At 74.2% G+C, this 15,706-nt stretch carries 11 protein-coding genes; 6 read left to right on the plus strand and 5 right to left on the minus strand.

Annotated elements, in window-relative coordinates:
* Positions 1-30 precede the first annotated feature (30 nt).
* Positions 31-1,824 carry a hypothetical protein gene (locus ABZW14_RS12700; RefSeq protein WP_355344533.1) on the minus strand — a complete coding sequence of 598 codons (1,794 nt, stop codon included), beginning with the start codon at positions 1,822-1,824 and terminating at the stop codon, positions 31-33.
* Positions 1,825-1,964: 140 nt separating this feature from the next.
* Here ABZW14_RS12700 and ABZW14_RS12705 point away from each other — a divergent pair, with 140 nt between their 5' ends.
* Together ABZW14_RS12705 and ABZW14_RS12710 are read left to right on the plus strand one after the other, a co-directional pair.
* A complete protein-coding gene (locus ABZW14_RS12705) occupies positions 1,965-3,239 on the plus strand; it encodes a PQQ-binding-like beta-propeller repeat protein (protein WP_355344264.1) in 1,275 nt (424 codons plus the stop codon).
* On the plus strand, positions 3,224-4,516 hold the full coding sequence (locus ABZW14_RS12710; protein ID WP_355344266.1) for a PQQ-binding-like beta-propeller repeat protein: 1,293 nt from the start codon (positions 3,224-3,226) through the stop codon (positions 4,514-4,516). The genes ABZW14_RS12705 and ABZW14_RS12710 overlap by 16 nt, the downstream gene beginning before the upstream one ends.
* Here ABZW14_RS12710 and ABZW14_RS12715 read toward each other — a convergent pair whose 3' ends face one another.
* On the minus strand, positions 4,517-5,770 hold the full coding sequence (locus tag ABZW14_RS12715; protein WP_355344269.1) for a C39 family peptidase: 1,254 nt from the start codon (positions 5,768-5,770) through the stop codon (positions 4,517-4,519).
* 159 nt (positions 5,771-5,929) lie between these two features.
* Here ABZW14_RS12715 and ABZW14_RS12720 point away from each other — a divergent pair, with 159 nt between their 5' ends.
* The 4 genes from ABZW14_RS12720 to ABZW14_RS12735 all read left to right on the plus strand — a co-directional run bounded on the left by ABZW14_RS12720 (position 5,930) and on the right by ABZW14_RS12735 (position 11,059).
* Entirely contained in the window at positions 5,930-6,598 is a 669-nt protein-coding gene (locus ABZW14_RS12720) for a response regulator transcription factor (RefSeq protein WP_355344272.1), read from the plus strand.
* Positions 6,595-7,668 carry a HAMP domain-containing sensor histidine kinase gene (locus ABZW14_RS12725; RefSeq protein ID WP_355344275.1) on the plus strand — a complete coding sequence of 358 codons (1,074 nt, stop codon included), beginning with the start codon at positions 6,595-6,597 and terminating at the stop codon, positions 7,666-7,668. The genes ABZW14_RS12720 and ABZW14_RS12725 overlap by 4 nt, the downstream gene beginning before the upstream one ends.
* A 295-nt stretch (positions 7,669-7,963) precedes the next feature.
* Entirely contained in the window at positions 7,964-10,468 is a 2,505-nt protein-coding gene (locus tag ABZW14_RS12730) for a malectin domain-containing carbohydrate-binding protein (RefSeq protein ID WP_355344278.1), read from the plus strand.
* A gap of 204 nt (positions 10,469-10,672) precedes the next feature.
* Positions 10,673-11,059 (plus strand): VOC family protein, encoded by a 387-nt coding sequence (locus ABZW14_RS12735; RefSeq protein WP_355344281.1) that lies wholly within the window; start codon positions 10,673-10,675, stop codon positions 11,057-11,059.
* Between the two features lie 64 nt (positions 11,060-11,123).
* Here the strand turns inward: ABZW14_RS12735 and ABZW14_RS12740 are convergent, their stop codons facing one another.
* The 3 genes from ABZW14_RS12740 to ABZW14_RS12750 all read right to left on the minus strand — a co-directional run bounded on the left by ABZW14_RS12740 (position 11,124) and on the right by ABZW14_RS12750 (position 15,586).
* A complete protein-coding gene (locus ABZW14_RS12740) occupies positions 11,124-11,996 on the minus strand; it encodes a hypothetical protein (protein WP_355344284.1) in 873 nt (290 codons plus the stop codon).
* A gap of 306 nt (positions 11,997-12,302) precedes the next feature.
* Entirely contained in the window at positions 12,303-14,366 is a 2,064-nt protein-coding gene (locus ABZW14_RS12745; protein WP_355344287.1) for a 3-hydroxyacyl-CoA dehydrogenase NAD-binding domain-containing protein, read from the minus strand.
* A complete protein-coding gene (locus ABZW14_RS12750; RefSeq protein ID WP_355344290.1) occupies positions 14,363-15,586 on the minus strand; it encodes a thiolase family protein in 1,224 nt (407 codons plus the stop codon). The genes ABZW14_RS12745 and ABZW14_RS12750 overlap by 4 nt, the downstream gene beginning before the upstream one ends.
* Positions 15,587-15,706 lie beyond the last annotated feature (120 nt).

Here is a 15,706-nt window from a genome sequence, read left to right on the forward strand (position 1 = left end):
GCGGATCCGGTGGGGGCCGCGCGTGTCCGGTCAGACGCGGGCGCGGACGTCCCAGAGCCAGACGTCGTCCACGCGCTGCGGCTCGCCGAGCAACTGCGTCATCAGCTCGCGGAGCACCGCCTCGCGGGGGTTCGCGCCGAGCACCACCACCGACGCCTTCCAGAAGCGCAGGTCGTCGAGGGCCTGGCGGCGGTTCTCCTCGGTCAGCGGCGGGACCTTGTCGGCGTCCATCGTGGCGTAGACGAGGGTGCTGGTCGGCCGGTTCGGCGCCCCGAAGACCCCCTCGCCCGCCTCGTTGGGGCCGATGAAGTAGCCGCCGGGGATGGGGAACTCCTGCCCGGTCAGCGCACTCCAGCGCAGCGTGGGCAGGCCGTGCACGTTGCTCGGGATGGGCACCGGCACCAGGGTGCGGCCGTCCGGCACGTAGGGCCGCCAGCCGCCCGCCGTGATGAAGTGCGGCGGCGGATCGATCTGCTGGGCCGGCAGCGGGCGGGGGAACAGCGGCAGCAGCGCGGCCAGGATGGCGGCGTACCCGACGGGGCGCAGCCAGCGGCGGCGCGACCGCGTGCGGCCGGTCGATCCGGTGCGCTGGGCGGGCACCGGCGGGCGGCCGCGCCCGGACAGGGCGTCCCAGGCCAGCGCGAGCAGCACGCCGACCGCGGCGGCCACCACGAGGCTCAGCCGGGTCGGCATCATCATCTCGACCAGCGGGAGGTCGTCCGGCACGTACGCCCAGGGGCCGTCGACGGTGGTCTCCACGCCGTCGAAGCGCACCTTCGGGCCGATCGCGGCGACCGAGAAGACCACCACGAGCACGGCCAGGATCCGGGCCGGCACCGAGCGGCGTACCAGCAGCACCAGCGCGACCAGCGCGACCAGCACCAGCGGCCAGCCGAACCAGGTGTTCTGTTCGGTCAGCCCGATGGTCTTCTCCACCGCCTCGTCACCGGCCACGGTGTCCCGGGCGAAGGTGACGAAGGCCATCAGGTCCTCGCCCCAGTTGTGGAAGACCCCGCCCTGCAGGCCCCGGTAGGACTGCGGCCCGTTGAACTGGAACCAGATCGGGTAGGCGGTCAGCAGCAGGGCCAGCCCGCCGCCCACGCCGCCGGCGGCGAGGAACGCGCCGGCCCGCTCGCGGGCCGCGCGTGGTCGCTGCGCCACCCACGTCACCACGACGACCAGACAGGCCAGCGCGGTGAGCAGCAGCATCTCCTCGTTGATGAAGATCTGGTACGCCACCAGCAGGCCGAGCGCGATCCCGTTGCGCCGCCACCGGCCCGGTTCGCCGAGCCGCAGCACCCGGGCCACGATCAGCGGGAGCAGGAAGTTGGACACGAAGTTCGGCTGCCCGTTGGCGTGGTGCACGATGCCCGGCGCGAAGCCGAGGAAGGCGCCGCCGACGAAGGCCGCCCCGCGCGAGCGCACCAGATGCCGGGACAGCACCCAGTAGGAGGTGGCCGCGGTGGCCGAGAGCGCCGCGCCGAGGTAGAGCGCGTACATCACCTGCGGGCCGAGCAGGAGGGTGAGCGGCGCCAGCGGCAGGGTGACCCCGAGCAGCGAGGTGTTCGCCATCATGTTCACCCCGTCCGGCGCGTTCTGCCGGGCGGTGAACAGCGGGTTCTCCAGGTGACGCACCGAGTACGCGCCGTGCGCGAAGAGCCACTCGAACCAACTGTGGTCGGTCGGCAGGTGCGAGGAGACGCGGTGCTCCACGTCCCCCCAGTAGTTGAGGCAGACGAGAACCCCGAGCACCACATAGGCTCCGATGGCCAGCACGTCGGCGCGAGCCGGCCGGCGGCGGGGCCGACGCGGCGGATCCGCCACGGCGGGCCCGGCCTCGACGGGCGAGGAGTTCAGCGAGGGGTCCACCACCGGCACAGCCACGACGGGCCATCGTACAGGCGGCACCGGCTCGTGCCGGTCACGGCCGGACCGCCGGGACGGCGGCGCGGAGAGGGGTGGTCGTGACCGTCATCGATCTGGGTGACCTGCGCGACGACGCCGCGCCCGAGCCGGCGACCCGCCGGCCGCGGGCCGTCGGCCGTCCGTTCCGGAGCGTCGTGGTGCTGCTGGTGGCGTTGGTCACGCTCACCGCCGCGGCCCCGCCGCCGCGGCCCGGCGTGCATACCCTGGCAGGCGGCCCCGCGGCCGCCGCGTTCGTCTCCGGCGATCGGGCGTACGTGGTGCAGCCGCCGGATCCGCAGCGCGGCGTGGGGCGGCAGCTCGTCGCGTACCGGGTGGGCGGCGGTCCACCCCGGACACTCTGGCGGACGCTGCTGCCCGGGGCGGGCGTCGCCACGGAGGTGTGGGAGCAGGACGGCACGGTGCTGCTCGTCGGGCGGACCGCCGGCGACATGGGGTGGGAGACGGTCGGCTTCGACGCCGGCACCGGCCGGGTGAGGTGGCTCCAGCCCGGGGTGGGCTTCCCGGCCGGCGAGGCGCTGCTCATGCAGGTACCCCAGGTGGCGGGCCGGCAGCCGATCCGCCGGGTGGCGGTGAGCGACGGCCGGACCCTCTGGTCGGCCCCGGGCACGCCGGACGACGTCGGGCTCAGCTTCGGTCCGTCGGGGGTGGACCGGCTGGTCTACCTGCCGGCCGACGGCGAGACCGTCGTGTACGACGCGGCCAGCGGCGCCCGGCTGGTCGCCCGCGACCTGCGCCCCGGCGACCTGCCCACCCGGCAGCGGACGCTGATCGCCGCCGGGATGCTGCTGGTGATCCGGGACGCCGGCGGCACCGTCACCGGCTACGACCTGGACACCCTCCAGCGGCGCTGGACGGCGGCGCTCCCGCTGGTCGGCTACGCGGAGCGGTGCGGCAGCCTGCTCTGCGCCACCCGCCAGACCGGCGGGATGTGGGCGCTCGATCCCGCCACCGGCACCGTGCGGTGGACCGACGACCGGTGGGCGGGGACGCTGGCGGCCGCCGGCGGCCGGCTCGTGGTCGCCGCGGGCGCGATCACGGGAAACGCTCTCGCGGTGGTCGAGGAGGGCACCGGCCGGCTCGTCGCCGACCTCGGCGAGTGGGACGTGATCCCGCAGGTCGAGTACGACGGCCGGCTGTTCGGCGTCCGGCGCACCGGGGACGGCCGCCTGCTCCTCGCCGAGTTGGACGCGGCGGCCGGCCGCGCCGAGGTGCGCGAGGTGCTGGTCGACGCCGCGGGCGACTGCCGGATGGGCGCGAAGCTGCTCGTCTGCCGCCGCAAGGACGGCGGGTTCGGGCTGTGGCGGCTGCCGTGAGCCCGGTCATCGAGCTGGGGGAGCTGCGGCGCGGCGGGGAGGCCGACGAGCCGGCTCCGGCGCCGGTCCGGCCGCCGGGCCGGGTGGCCCGGATGGTGGCGGTCTGCTGCCTCGCGCTGCTGTCCCTGGCCGCTGCGGCCCCGCCGGCCCGGCCGCCGGTGGGGAGCCGGGTGGCCGCCGCGCAGGGCGCCATGTTCCTGGTGCTGGCCGACCGGCTCGTGGTGGCCGACGGCCCGGGCACGGCCGGCCTGGGCGGCCGGGTGGTCACGGGGCACGGGCTGCCCGGCGGCGAGCCGCTGTGGCGGTTCACGCTGGCGGCCGGCGACCGCGTCCTCGGGCTGAGCGCGGTGGCAGGGGGGCTGCTGGTGACGAGCAGCCCGGCCGGGGCCGGCCAGACACTCTCCACCCTGCTGGATCCGGCGACCGGCGCGGTCCGCTGGCGGCACTCCGGGTACCTGGTGTCGACCGCGTCCGGCGGGGTGCTGTTCGAGACCTCGCCCCGAACCGGGGCGGGGGGCACGATCGTGGCCGTCGATCCGGCCTCGGGCGCGGTCCGCTGGTCGCTGCCACTGCCCAACAGCGGGGCGGCCTACCGCACGGGCGACCGCGGGGTGACGCAGATCGTGCTGGCCAGCCCGGACGGCCGGGTGGAGGTGCACGACGCGGACTCCGGCGCGCTGCTGCACGCCGGCCGGGTGCCGCCGGCCGCGGACCGGGTCGCCTACCGGTTCTCCCAGGTGGTGGCCGGCCTGCTGCTGGTCGACGGGGCGGCGGGCACGGTCACCGCGTACGGGCTGGACCGGCTGGACCGGCGCTGGAGCGTGCCCGTGGAATCCCCCGGCGGGGCCTGGTTCGTCGAGTGCGGCGGGATGGTGTGCATCCGCGACCAGATCGGCGGGGTACGCGCCCTGGACCCGGTCACCGGTCGGCTGAGCTGGATGGACGATCGATGGGCCGGGCTGGCGCCCGTCGGCGGCCGGCTGCTCGGCGTCGGGCCGGAGCTGGAGCTGTCGGTGCTCGACCCGGCCACCGGCCGTGCCATCACCCGGCTCGGACGCTGGCGGCTCACGGGCTTCGGGAGCGACCCCACCCGGCTGCTCGGGCTGCGCCGGCTGACCGGCGACCGCATGCTGGCCGCCACGCTGGACCTGGCGTCCGGCGAGGCCCGGATCCGGGCGGTGCTGCCGGGCTGGTGGGACGAGTGCGCCGACTCGGGCGGGTCGCTGGTCTGCCTGCGCCCGTCCGGCGGGCTGATGATCTGGCCGGTGGGCCGCTGACTACCAGTTGGCCTGCGCGGGCGCCGGCGGCAGCGGCACCGACTCCGGGCGCACCACGTAGACGACGCCGCCGCTGCCGCCCTGCCAGGCCGCCTCGAACGCCGCCCGGGGCACGGTCCGCCGCACCCCCTCGTCGTCCGGGGCGTACGGGTCGTTGAGCACCGGGTCGCCCTCGGCCGTGAAGCCGACCAGCACGATGAGGTGCCCCCGGGTGTCGTAGTCCAGCCCGGGCACCTGCCCCCGGTGGAAGGCCGCCGAGACGATCAACGGGATGCCGGCGGCCACGAACCGTTCCGCCTCGGCCAGCGAGCGCAGCCGGGTCACGAACGCGTCCACCCCGTGCAGCCCCGCGTACGCGGCGTTGAACGCCCAGTTCCCGGCCCCCGCGTAGGCGTGGTCGTAGCAGTGCCGGGCGGCGTGCACCACGACCGGCCGGGGGCCGGGCGGGGCGACCCAGGCGTACCGGTCGGGGGTGGGGCCGGCGCCCCAGAAGTCGAGCACCATCGAAACGCAGGTGGGGCTGCACCAGGAGTCCCCGCCGCCGCCCCAGCGGGTCTCCCCGCCGGCGTGCAGCCGCTGCGCGTAGCGGGGCACGTCGAGCACCCGGCCCCGGGCCTCGCCGGTCGCCGTGCCGATCGGGCCCGGTGTCGGGACCGGCCCGCCGTCGGGCGCGCCGGGCGCGCCCGCCCGGGTGGCCGGCGTGCCGATGCTGGTCCGGTCGCCGGCCGAGGCGACCACGCCGACCGTGCGCAGCACCGGGCCCGCCGGCGCGTCGCTGCGCCGGAGCAGGGTGACGCGCACCTGCCAGCCGGTGACCGCCGCACCTGTGACGCGCAGGGTGTCGGCCGCGACCGAGGCCGCGTCGTCCGCCTGTCCCGGCACGGAGGAGCGGTGGATGGTCGTCTCGTCGGCGGCCCACCGGCCCAGCTCGTACCAGCCGGTGGTGGCGACGTCGCCGGCCCAGCCGCGCAGCTCCACCCGCAGCCAGCAGCCGGCCGGGGCGTCGGCGGTCCAGGAGGGGACCAGCTCGGCGGCGGCGAAGCCGACCGGCACCACCGGGGAGGTCCAGCTCGCCGCGTCGTAGCCGGCGGTGTCGCCGGAGTGCGGGTCGGTGTGGTTCAGCCGTTCGGCCGGCGTGCCGAGCACCAGGCCGTCCGGGCCGGCGGCCACCCCGTCGGCGGTGCCGAGGTGCAGGTCGGCCGGGAAGCGGAAGCGGTGGTACGTCACGTCCCGGCCGGGGTCGACAGCGGTCATGCGGGCTCCCGTCGGGCTCGGGCCCGGGCCGGTGGCCGGGGCGTTGTCGCTCGCTGCCGGGCAGCATCGCGTACCTGAAGATTTTTTGCAACGACGGCGCGCGAGGGACGCTTGGTGGCCCGCACTAGGTTGTGGGAGGTCACGAGGCGGGAGGCCGGGATGCGGGTACTGGTGGTCGAGGACGAGCGGAACCTCGCCGACGCGATCGCGCGCGGGCTGCGCAAGCGCGGGATGGCCGTGGACGTCGCCTACGACGGTGACGCCGGGCACGAGGCGGCCTTCGTCACCCGCTACGACGTGGTGATCCTGGACCGGGACCTGCCCGGTGTGCACGGCGACCGGATCTGCGCCGACCTGGCCGCCTCCGGCGCGCTGACCCGGGTGCTGATGCTGACCGCCAGCGTCACCGTCGCCGACCGGGTGGAGGGGTTGCAGCTCGGCGCCGACGACTACCTGCCGAAGCCGTTCGCCTTCGACGAGCTGGTCGCCCGCGTGCAGGCGCTGGGCCGGCGGGCCACCCCGGCCGCCCCGCCCGTGCTGGAGGTGGCCGACCTGGTGCTCGACCCGGCACGCCGGGTGGTCACCCGGGGCGGGGAGCCCGTCGAGCTCACCAACAAGGAGTTCGGCGTGCTGGCCGAGCTGCTCAAGGCCCGCGGCGCGGTCGTCTCCAGCGAGGAACTGCTGGAGCGGGTCTGGGACGCGAACACCGACCCGTTCACCACGATCGTCCGGGTCACCGTGATGACGCTGCGCAAGAAGATCGGCGACCCGCCGCTGATCGAGACGGTGGTCGGTGCGGGCTACCGGATCGGCGAGGCCGGCGCATGAGCGGCCGATCCCGGTTGCGGCCCACCCTGCGGCTGCGGCTCACCCTGCTCAACGGGGTGCTGCTGGTCGGTGCCGGTGCGGTCCTGGTGCTGCTGGCCTGGCTGCTGGTCCGGGACGCGCTGCGCCCCGCCGACGAGCGGGAACTGCTGGTCAAGGCCCTGGTGGCGCTGGTGGCCATCGGCATGGTCGGGGTCGCCGGGGCGTACGCGGTGGCCGGCCGGGCGCTGCGCCCGCTGCACCAGGTCACCGCCACCGCCCGCCGGCTCGGTGAGACCACCCTGGACGAGCGGATCGGCTGGTCCGGCGCGAACGACGAGGTGGCCGAGCTGGCCGAGACCTTCGACGCCATGCTGGACCGGATCAGCGCCGCCTTCGAGGCGCAGAAGCGGTTCGTGGCCAACGCCTCGCACGAGCTGCGGACGCCGCTCGCGGTGATGCGCACCGAGATCGACGTGACGCTCAGCGACGACGAGGCGGACCTCGCCGAGTACCGCCGGATGGCCAGCGTGGTACGGGAAGCGTCGGAACGCGCCAACGGGCTCGTCGACGCGCTGCTGGTGCTGGCCCGCAGCGAGGCGCAGACCGGCGGCCGGCTGGCCCGCCGCACCGAGTTCGACCTGGCCGTGGGCACCGCCAACGCGCTCTCCGCGATGGCCCGCGAGGTCGAGCGGATCGGCCTCAAAGTGCACACCTCGCTGCGCGCCGCCCCGGTGGTCGGCGATCCCGGCCTGCTCGACCGGCTCGCCGGCAACCTGGTGGAGAACGCGGTCCGCTACAACCACCTGCACGGCCGGCTCTGGGTACGCACCGGCACCGACGGGCAGCGGTCCTGGCTGGTGGTCGGGAACACCGGCTTCGAGGTCGCGCCCGCCGACGTGCCGGGGCTGTTCGAGCCCTTCCGGCGCGGCGGGCAGGAACGCACCGGTGCCCGCGGCTCCGGTCTCGGACTGTCCATCGTGCGCGCCGTCTGCGACGCGCACGGCGGCACGGTGAAGGCGGTCGCCCAGCCGGGTGGCGGCCTGGAGGTGACCGTCACCCTGCCGTGGGCCGACGCGCCCGCGGCCACCTGAGGGCCCGATCGGCGTCCGCGCGGCCGACCGACCGGTACGCGCCGGACCGCCGACCCGACGGCCGCCGCCCGCCGAACCACCATCGGCGGTCACCTGTTCGTGCGGCCGGCCCGGCTGTCCCGTCCGCTCGCCACGGGTGGTCGGGCGGGAGCGGCGCGGTGGTCGGGCAGAAAGCGTGGCCGGTGCTGGACGGCCGGTGACCGGTGGCCCAGGGTGATTGCTGCGACACGCCTGTCCGCACCAGTCTCCGGAGCTGCCAGTGACCCCACCCTCGGCCCTCGCGCGCCGTGTCCTCGTGGCTTTCGCCGCCGTCGCGCTCACCGCCGCCGGGCTCGCCCCGGCCGGTCCCGCCGCCGCCGCGCCCGACCACACCACGCTGGTCAAAGCGACACCCTCCACCGCCTCGCCGGACATCATGGACGGCACGGTCGACGCGATCCACGACGCCGGCACGAAGATCATCGTGGCCGGCTCGTTCACCCGGGTGCAGAACCGCGGGACCGACGTCGACATCCCCCGCAGCTACCTGCTCGCCTTCGACAAGGCCACCGGCACGGTGGACACCGCCTTCGCGCCGGCCGTCGACAACGAGGTGTACGCGGTGGTCGCCGGACCCACCGCCGGGACGGTCTTCGTGGCCGGCAAGTTCAACACGGTCAACGGGGTCACCCGGCGCAAGGTGGCCCTGCTCAACGTCGCGACCGGCGCGGTGGTCACCAGCTTCGCCGGCCCGGCGTTCAACGGGCTGGTCAACGACATCGCCCTGGTCGGCGGGCGGCTGCTGGTCGGCGGCATCTTCACCACGGCCGGCAACCCCAACCCGCGCGGCGGCCTCGCCTCGCTCAACGCGAGCACCGGCGCGGTGGACGGCTACCTCACCACGGCGCTCACCGAGCACCACAACTACGACGGGGTCAGCGGCTCCAACGCCGGCGTCGGTGCCGAGAAGCTGGCCGTCTCACCGGACGGCACGAAGCTCGTGGTGATCGGCAACTTCAAGAAGGCCGACGGGGTGCTGCACGACCAGATCGTCAAGCTGGACCTGGGCGCCACCGCGGCCACCGTGGCCGACTGGAACACCAGCCGGTACACCCCGCGCTGCGCCTGGTGGGCGTTCGACTCGTACATGCGGGATCTCGCGTTCGCCCCGGACGGCAGCTACTTCGTGGTGGTGACCACCGGCGCGCCGAACGGCGGCACGCTCTGCGACGCGGCCGCCCGCTGGGAGGCCGGCGCCACCGGCACGGACCTCCAGCCCACCTGGGTCGACTACACCGGCGGCGACACCTACCTCTCGGTCGGCATCAGCGAGCAGGCGGTCTACGTCGGCGGCCACTTCCGCTGGTTGAACAACAGCTTCGGCGGCGACTCCGCCCAGGCCGGCGCCGTCGGCCGGCCCAGCATCGCGGCCCTCGACCCGCGCACCGGCCTGCCGCTGTCCTGGAACCCGGGCCGGCACCCGCGCGGCATCGGCGCGTCCGAGATGCTGGTCACCCCGGCCGGTCTCTGGGTCGGCTCGGACACCTCGTGGATCGGCAACTTCCAGTACCGGCGGGAGCGGATCGCGTTCTTCCCGCTGACCGGCGGCGCCGCGCCGCACCCGACCACCACGGCCGCCCTGCCGGGCAACGTGTACCAGGCCGGTGTCCCGGCGCCCACGAACGTGCTGTACCGGGTCAACGCGGGCGGCCCCCTGGTCGTGTCCACGGACAGCGGGCCGGACTGGGCGGCCGACGACGGCGGCAACCCCAGCCCGTACCACAACGCCGGGAGCAGCACCGCCGGCTTCGCTCCGGTGGGCGGCGTGGACGCCACCGTGCCGGCCGGCACCCCGGCCGCGCTCTACACCGACGAGCGCTGGGATCCCGCCGGTGACGCGGAGATGAGCTGGCAGTTCCCGGTGCCCGCGGGCACCGAGGTCCAGGTGCGGCTCTACCTGGCCAACCGGTACGACGGCACCGCCGCCCCCGGCTCCCGGATCTTCGACGTGGCGGTGGAGGGGACGACCGTCCTGGACGACCTCGACCTGTCCGCCACCGTCGGGCACAACGTGGGCACCATGCGGGCGTTCACCGTGGTCAGCGACGGCTCGATCGGCGTCGACTTCCGGCACGTGGTGGAGAACCCACTGGTCGACGGCATCGAGATCGTCAAGACCGGCGCCCCGCCCGTCGGCACCGGCAACGAGGTGCAGGTCCGGTCGTACGACGGGGTCACCACGGTCGGCGCGGCCGCCCCGGTGGCCGTTCCGGACGGCACCGCGTGGTCCACGGCGCGGGGCGCGTTCTGGGTCGGCGGCACGCTCTTCTACGGGATGAACGGGTCGCTGTGGCGGCGCACCTTCAACGGGTCCACCTTCGGCGCCGCGTCGGCGGTCGACCCGTACCACGACGCCTACTGGGACGCGGTGGAGACGGATTCCGGCCCGGCGGGCCAGACGTACGCCGGGGTGACGAACAACTTCTACCCGGAGATCCCCAACGTCACCGGCATGTTCTACAGCGGCGGGCGGCTCTACTACACGCTGGCCGGGCAGAGCGGCCTGTTCTGGCGCTGGTTCACCCCGGACAGCGGCGTCGTCGGCGCGGAGAAGTTCACCGTCGCGGGTGCGGGCGGATTCGCCGACGCCGGGTCGGTCTTCCTCGCCGGCAGCACCCTCTACAAGGTCAACCGCAGCACCGGCGAACTGTCGGCCACCGACTGGGCTGGCGGTGCGCCGGTCGCCGCGTTCACCGTGCGCAGCGGCCCGGCCGTGGACGGCGTCGACTGGCGGGCGAAGGCGGTCTTCGTCGGCCCGTGACCCCGGGCACTCGTCCGGCCCGGTCCCGCCTCGCGGGGCCGGGCCGGCTTGTCCCCGCCGCCGGGTGGTGACATGATCAGCGGCGTCAGCCCGAGACGCGGAAGGGGGTGTGGTCGATGTCCACCGTGAACCGTCCCGCGCCCCGCAGTCGCCGCTGACCTCTCTCACTCCGGCGGGGCGCACTCCGATCCAGGAGGAAGCACCGTGAGTGCACAGATCCACTGCGTCACCGTCGAGAGCGACGACCCGTACACCCTGGCCAGCTGGTGGGCGCGGGTTCTCGACCGCAAGCTGAACGACGACGATTTCCCGGGCGACCCGGAGGCGGTCCTCGCCGCTCCCGACGGCCACGGCCCCGACCTGCTGTTCGTCTCGGTGGGGGAGCGGCACGGCAAGGGCGCGTTCCACCTCGACGTGCACGCCGCCGAGGGGACCCGGGACGAGGAGGTGGCGCGGCTGCGCGACCTCGGGGCCACCCTGGTCGCCGACCGCCGCCGGCCGGACGGCACCGGCTGGGTGGTGCTCGCCGACCCCGAGGGCAACGAGTTCTGCGTCTGCCGCAGCCCCGCGGAGCGTGCCGCGTCGGCCTGACCGCTGAAACGGGACCGGGCCCCCGCCGTCACGGCGGGGGCCCGGTCCACCGGACTCGCGGGGCTCAGCCCTGCTTCTCGATCTCACCGCGCATGGTGACGAACTCCGGCTGGATCTCGGCGGCGGACTTGAAGTAGACCACCACCATGCCGAGGCTGCCCTTGTCGGCCCAGACGCAGACGGCCACCGGGATGCTGTCGGCCTTGCCGTCGCCGCACTTGGCCTCGCCGCCCATCGGGCCGGCGTCGACCGTCTTGAACTCCTTGGCGCCCAGCTGGGGCGTGATCGCCGTGATGGCGTCCGCCATCTCCTTCTGCGGGTCGGCGATGACACCGGACGCGCCGGCGATCATGACCATGTCCTTCTTCGCGGGCTCGCCGTAGAACGCGCCGACCGTGCTGGTGGCGTTCGGGACGTCCTTGGCGATCTCCGACTTCATCTGCGTGGCGGCCGACTGGAGCTGCGGCTCGGTGATCTTCGGCCGGCCGGCCAGCGTGGGGGGCTCGACCAGGCGGGTCTTGGTCGCCGTGACCACGTCGCCGACCTCGTCCTTGACGCCGAGCCAGAGGGCGACGCCGCCGCCCACGCAGAGCACCAGCACCACGGCCAGCACGATGAGCAGGATCTTGCCGACGCTCGACTTCTTCTTGGGCGGCAGCGGGGCCGGGGCGCCGTAGCCGGGCTGCCCGGTCTCCAGGTAGCCGCCGCCGTGCTGCTGGCCGTACTGCTGACCGGGCTGGCTCTCCGGGTAGCCGCCGCCGTACTGCTGGCCGGGCTGGCTGCTCTCCGGGTAGCCGCCGCCGTACTGCGGCTGCTGCTGTGGAGCCGGCGGGTAGCCGCCGCCGTACGAGGGCTGCTGCGGCGGCTGGTAGCCACCGGGCTGCTGGTGGGGCGGGGGGTAGGAACCGGGGTAGGGATTGGACGGCGGCTGGGACATGGTGACAGCTCCTCAGAAATCCGGACGCGTGATCGTAGCGAGCGGCACCGACGCGGCACCGTCCGGCCGGTCCCGCCGTGACGAAACCGGAACCGGGTCGTGACCGGCCCGGCCGGGCGACGTCCCGCCGGCGAGCGCTCGGTGTCCACGCGGTGACCGGCCGGCGGACGGCCCGGAAACGCCGATCGCGGCGGCCGGACCGTCCGGAGGGGACGGCCGGCCACCGCGATCGTGGGGAGCGGCGGTGCGGATCAGGCTGACGGCTCCAGGTCGCGGCGCGGCGTCAGACGTACCGAACTGGGGTTGTCACCGCAGGCTGGCTACCCCGCGGGGCAGGAACCGCTTACCGGTGACCCGCTCGGCGGTGCCGGTCCGGTCCAGGTACGGCGTGACGCCGCCCAGGTGGAACGGCCAGCCGGCGCCGAGGATCATGCACAGGTCGATGTCCTGCGCCTCGGCGACGACGCCCTCGTCGAGCATGAGCCGGATCTCCTGCGCCAGCGCGTCCAGCGCGTTCTGCCGGACCTGCTCGGCCGTGAGCGGCTGGTCGCCGACCACGAGCAGCTTGGCGACCTCCTCGTTGACCTGGTCGTCGACCACGATCGGCTGGCCCGAGTCGGCGATGCGCTTGAGGTTCTCGCTGATGCCGAACCGGTCCGGGAACGCGGCGTGCAGCGTGCCGCCCACGTGGTACGCCACGGCCGGGCCGACCAGCTGGAGCAGGGCGAGCGGGCGCATCGGGAGGCCCAGCGGGTCCAGCGCGCTGTTCGCCACGTCCAGCGGGGTGCCCTGGTCGACGGCCGCGAAGACGGTGCCGAGGAAGCGGGTCAGCAGCCGGTTGACCACGAACGCCGGGGCGTCCTTGACCAGCACGCTCGACTTCTTCAGCTGCTTGCCGACCGCGAACGCGGTCGCGAGTGTGGCGTCGTCGGTCCGCTCGCCGCGGACGATCTCCAGCAGCGGCAGCACGGCGACCGGGTTGAAGAAGTGGAACCCGACCACCCGCTCCGGGTGCTCCAGGTCGGCGGCCATCTCGGTGATCGACAGGCTGGAGGTGTTGGTGGCGAGCACCGCCTCCGGCTTCACGATCTTCTCCAGCTCGGCCCAGACCTGCTTCTTGACGCCGAGGTCCTCGAAGACCGCCTCGATGACGAAGTCGGCGTCGGCGAAGGCGGACTTGTCGACCGAGCCGCTGACCAGCCCGTACAGCTTGGCCGCGGTGCCCTTGTCCATCCGGCCCTTGCTGACGGCCTTCTCGATCTGGGTGTGCACGTAGCCCACGCCCTTGTCCACCCGGGTCTGGTCCAGGTCGGTCATGACGACCGGCACCTGGAGGCGGCGGGCGAAGAGCAGGGCGAGCTGGCTGGCCATCAGGCCGGCGCCGACGATGCCCACCTTGGTGACCGGGCGGGCCAGGCCCTTGTCCGGCGCGCCGGCCGGCCGCTTGGCCCGCCGCTGCACCAGGTCGAAGGCGTACAGGCCGCTGCGCAGCTCCTCGGAGAAGATCAGGTCGGCCAGCGCCTCGTCCTCGGCCGCGGTGCCGGCGGCGAAGTCGCCGTCCTTCGCGGTCTCCAGCAGGTCCAGCGCCTTGTACGCGGCCGGGACCGCCCCGTGCAGCCGCTGGTCCAGGGTCTGCCGGGCGAAGTAGAGCACACCCGCCCACATGTCCTTGTCGACCTCGGGCCGGGTCACGGTGACCTCGCCCCGGACGACGCCGGCGGCCCACTCCAGGGAACGCTCCAGGAAGTCGGCCGGCTCCAGCAGCACGTCCGCGATGCCCATCTCCGCCGCCTGCTTCGGCTTGAGCATCTTGTTCTGCATCAGCGGGTTCTGCAGGATCACCTGGGTCGCGGCCGGGATGCCGATGAGGTTCGGCAGTAGCTGGGTGCCGCCCCAGCCGGGGACCAGCCCGAGCGAGACCTCGGGCAGCGCCAGGGCCGCCGCGCCCGCTGACAGGGTCCGGTAGTGGCAGTGCAGGGCCAGCTCCAGGCCGCCGCCCATCGCCGCGCCGTTGACGAAGGCGAAGGTGGGTACCGCGCTGTCCTTGAGGCGGGCGAAGACCCGGTGGCCGAGCCGGCCGATCTCCAGCGCCTGTTCGCGGTTCTCCAGCTGCGGCAGGCTGGTGATGTCCGCGCCCACGCAGAAGATGTACGGCTTGCCGGTGACCGCGATGAACGCCGGGTCCGCCGCCAGGGCCGCGGTGATCGCCTCGTCCAGGCTGGTCAGGCCGCCCGGACCGAAGCTGTTCGGCTTGGTGTGGTCGAAGCCGTTGTCCAGGGTGATGAGGGCGGCGGGGCGGTCCAGCCCCGGCACGTTCACCTGGCGCAGCAGCGCCTTGGTGACGACCTCGTTCGCTGCGGCGAGGCTCACTTGTCTCCACCCTCCCCCTGCGCGGACTTGCTGGACTCCGTCCAGTGTGGGTTCTCCCAGATCACGGTGCCGCCCATGCCGATGCCGATGCACATGGCGGTGAGGCCGTAGCGGACCTCGGGGTGCTCGGCGAACTGCCGGGCGAGCTGGGTCATCAGCCGGACGCCGGAGGAGGCGAGCGGGTGACCGATGGCGATCGCGCCGCCCCACGGGTTCACCCGCGGGTCGTCGTCGGCGATGCCGAAGTGGTCGAGGAAGGCGAGCACCTGCACCGCGAAGGCCTCGTTCAGCTCGAACAGGCCGATGTCGTCGATGCTCAGGCCGGCGATGCGCAGCGCCTTCTCGGTCGACGGGATCGGGCCGACACCCATCACCTCGGGCTCGACGCCGACGAAGCCGTACGACACCAGCCGCATGCCGATCGGCAGGCCCAGCTCGCGGGCGGTCTCCTCGGCGACGAGCAGGGCGGCCGTGGCGCCGTCGTTCAGGCCGGCCGCGTTGCCCGCGGTGACCTTGCCGTGCGGGCGGAACGGGGTCTTGAGGGTGGCGAGCTTCTCCAGCGAGGTCTCCCGGGGAGCCTCGTCGGTGGTGGCCAGGCCCCAGCCGGTCTCGGGGTCGCGGATCGCCACCGGCACCAGGTCGCCCTGGAGCTTGCCGTTGGCGTACGCCTTGGCGGTCTTCTGCTGTGAGGCGAGCGCGAACGCGTCGGTGCGCTCCTTGGTGATGTGCGGGACCCGGTCGTGCAGATTCTCCGCGGTGGCGCCCATGACCAGCGCGGACGGGTCGACCAGCTTCTCCGCGATGATCCGCGGATTGGGGTCGACGCCCTCGCCCATCGGGTGGCGGCCCATGTGCTCGACGCCACCGGCGATGGCGACGTCGTAGGCGCCCACGGCGATGCCGCTGGCCACGGTGGTGACGGCGGTCATCGCGCCCGCGCACATCCGGTCGATGGCGAAGCCGGGCACCGTCTTGGGCAGGCCGGCCAGCAGGGCGGCGGTGCGGCCGATGGTCAGGCCCTGGTCGCCGATCTGGGTGGTGGCCGCGATGGCGACCTCCTCCACCTTCTCCGGCGGCAGCTGCGGGTTGCGCCGCATCAGCTCGCGGATGCAGCGGATCACCAGGTCGTCGGCGCGGGTGTTGGCGTACATGCCACCCGCCTTGCCGAACGGGGTGCGGACGCCGTCGACGAAGACGACATCCCGAACTTCACGGGGCACTTGGAGCCTCCTCTTCGACCATAATTCGGCCTCCGCGCCGCAAGGCGGCGCTACGGACCGAATGAGGGCCGGCCGGCACTGGCATTTCCCCGGATGCTACTCGCCAGTAACCAATGCCGA

Source organism: Micromonospora sp. NPDC004551, assembly GCF_040609975.1.
Classification (GTDB): domain Bacteria; phylum Actinomycetota; class Actinomycetes; order Mycobacteriales; family Micromonosporaceae; genus Micromonospora.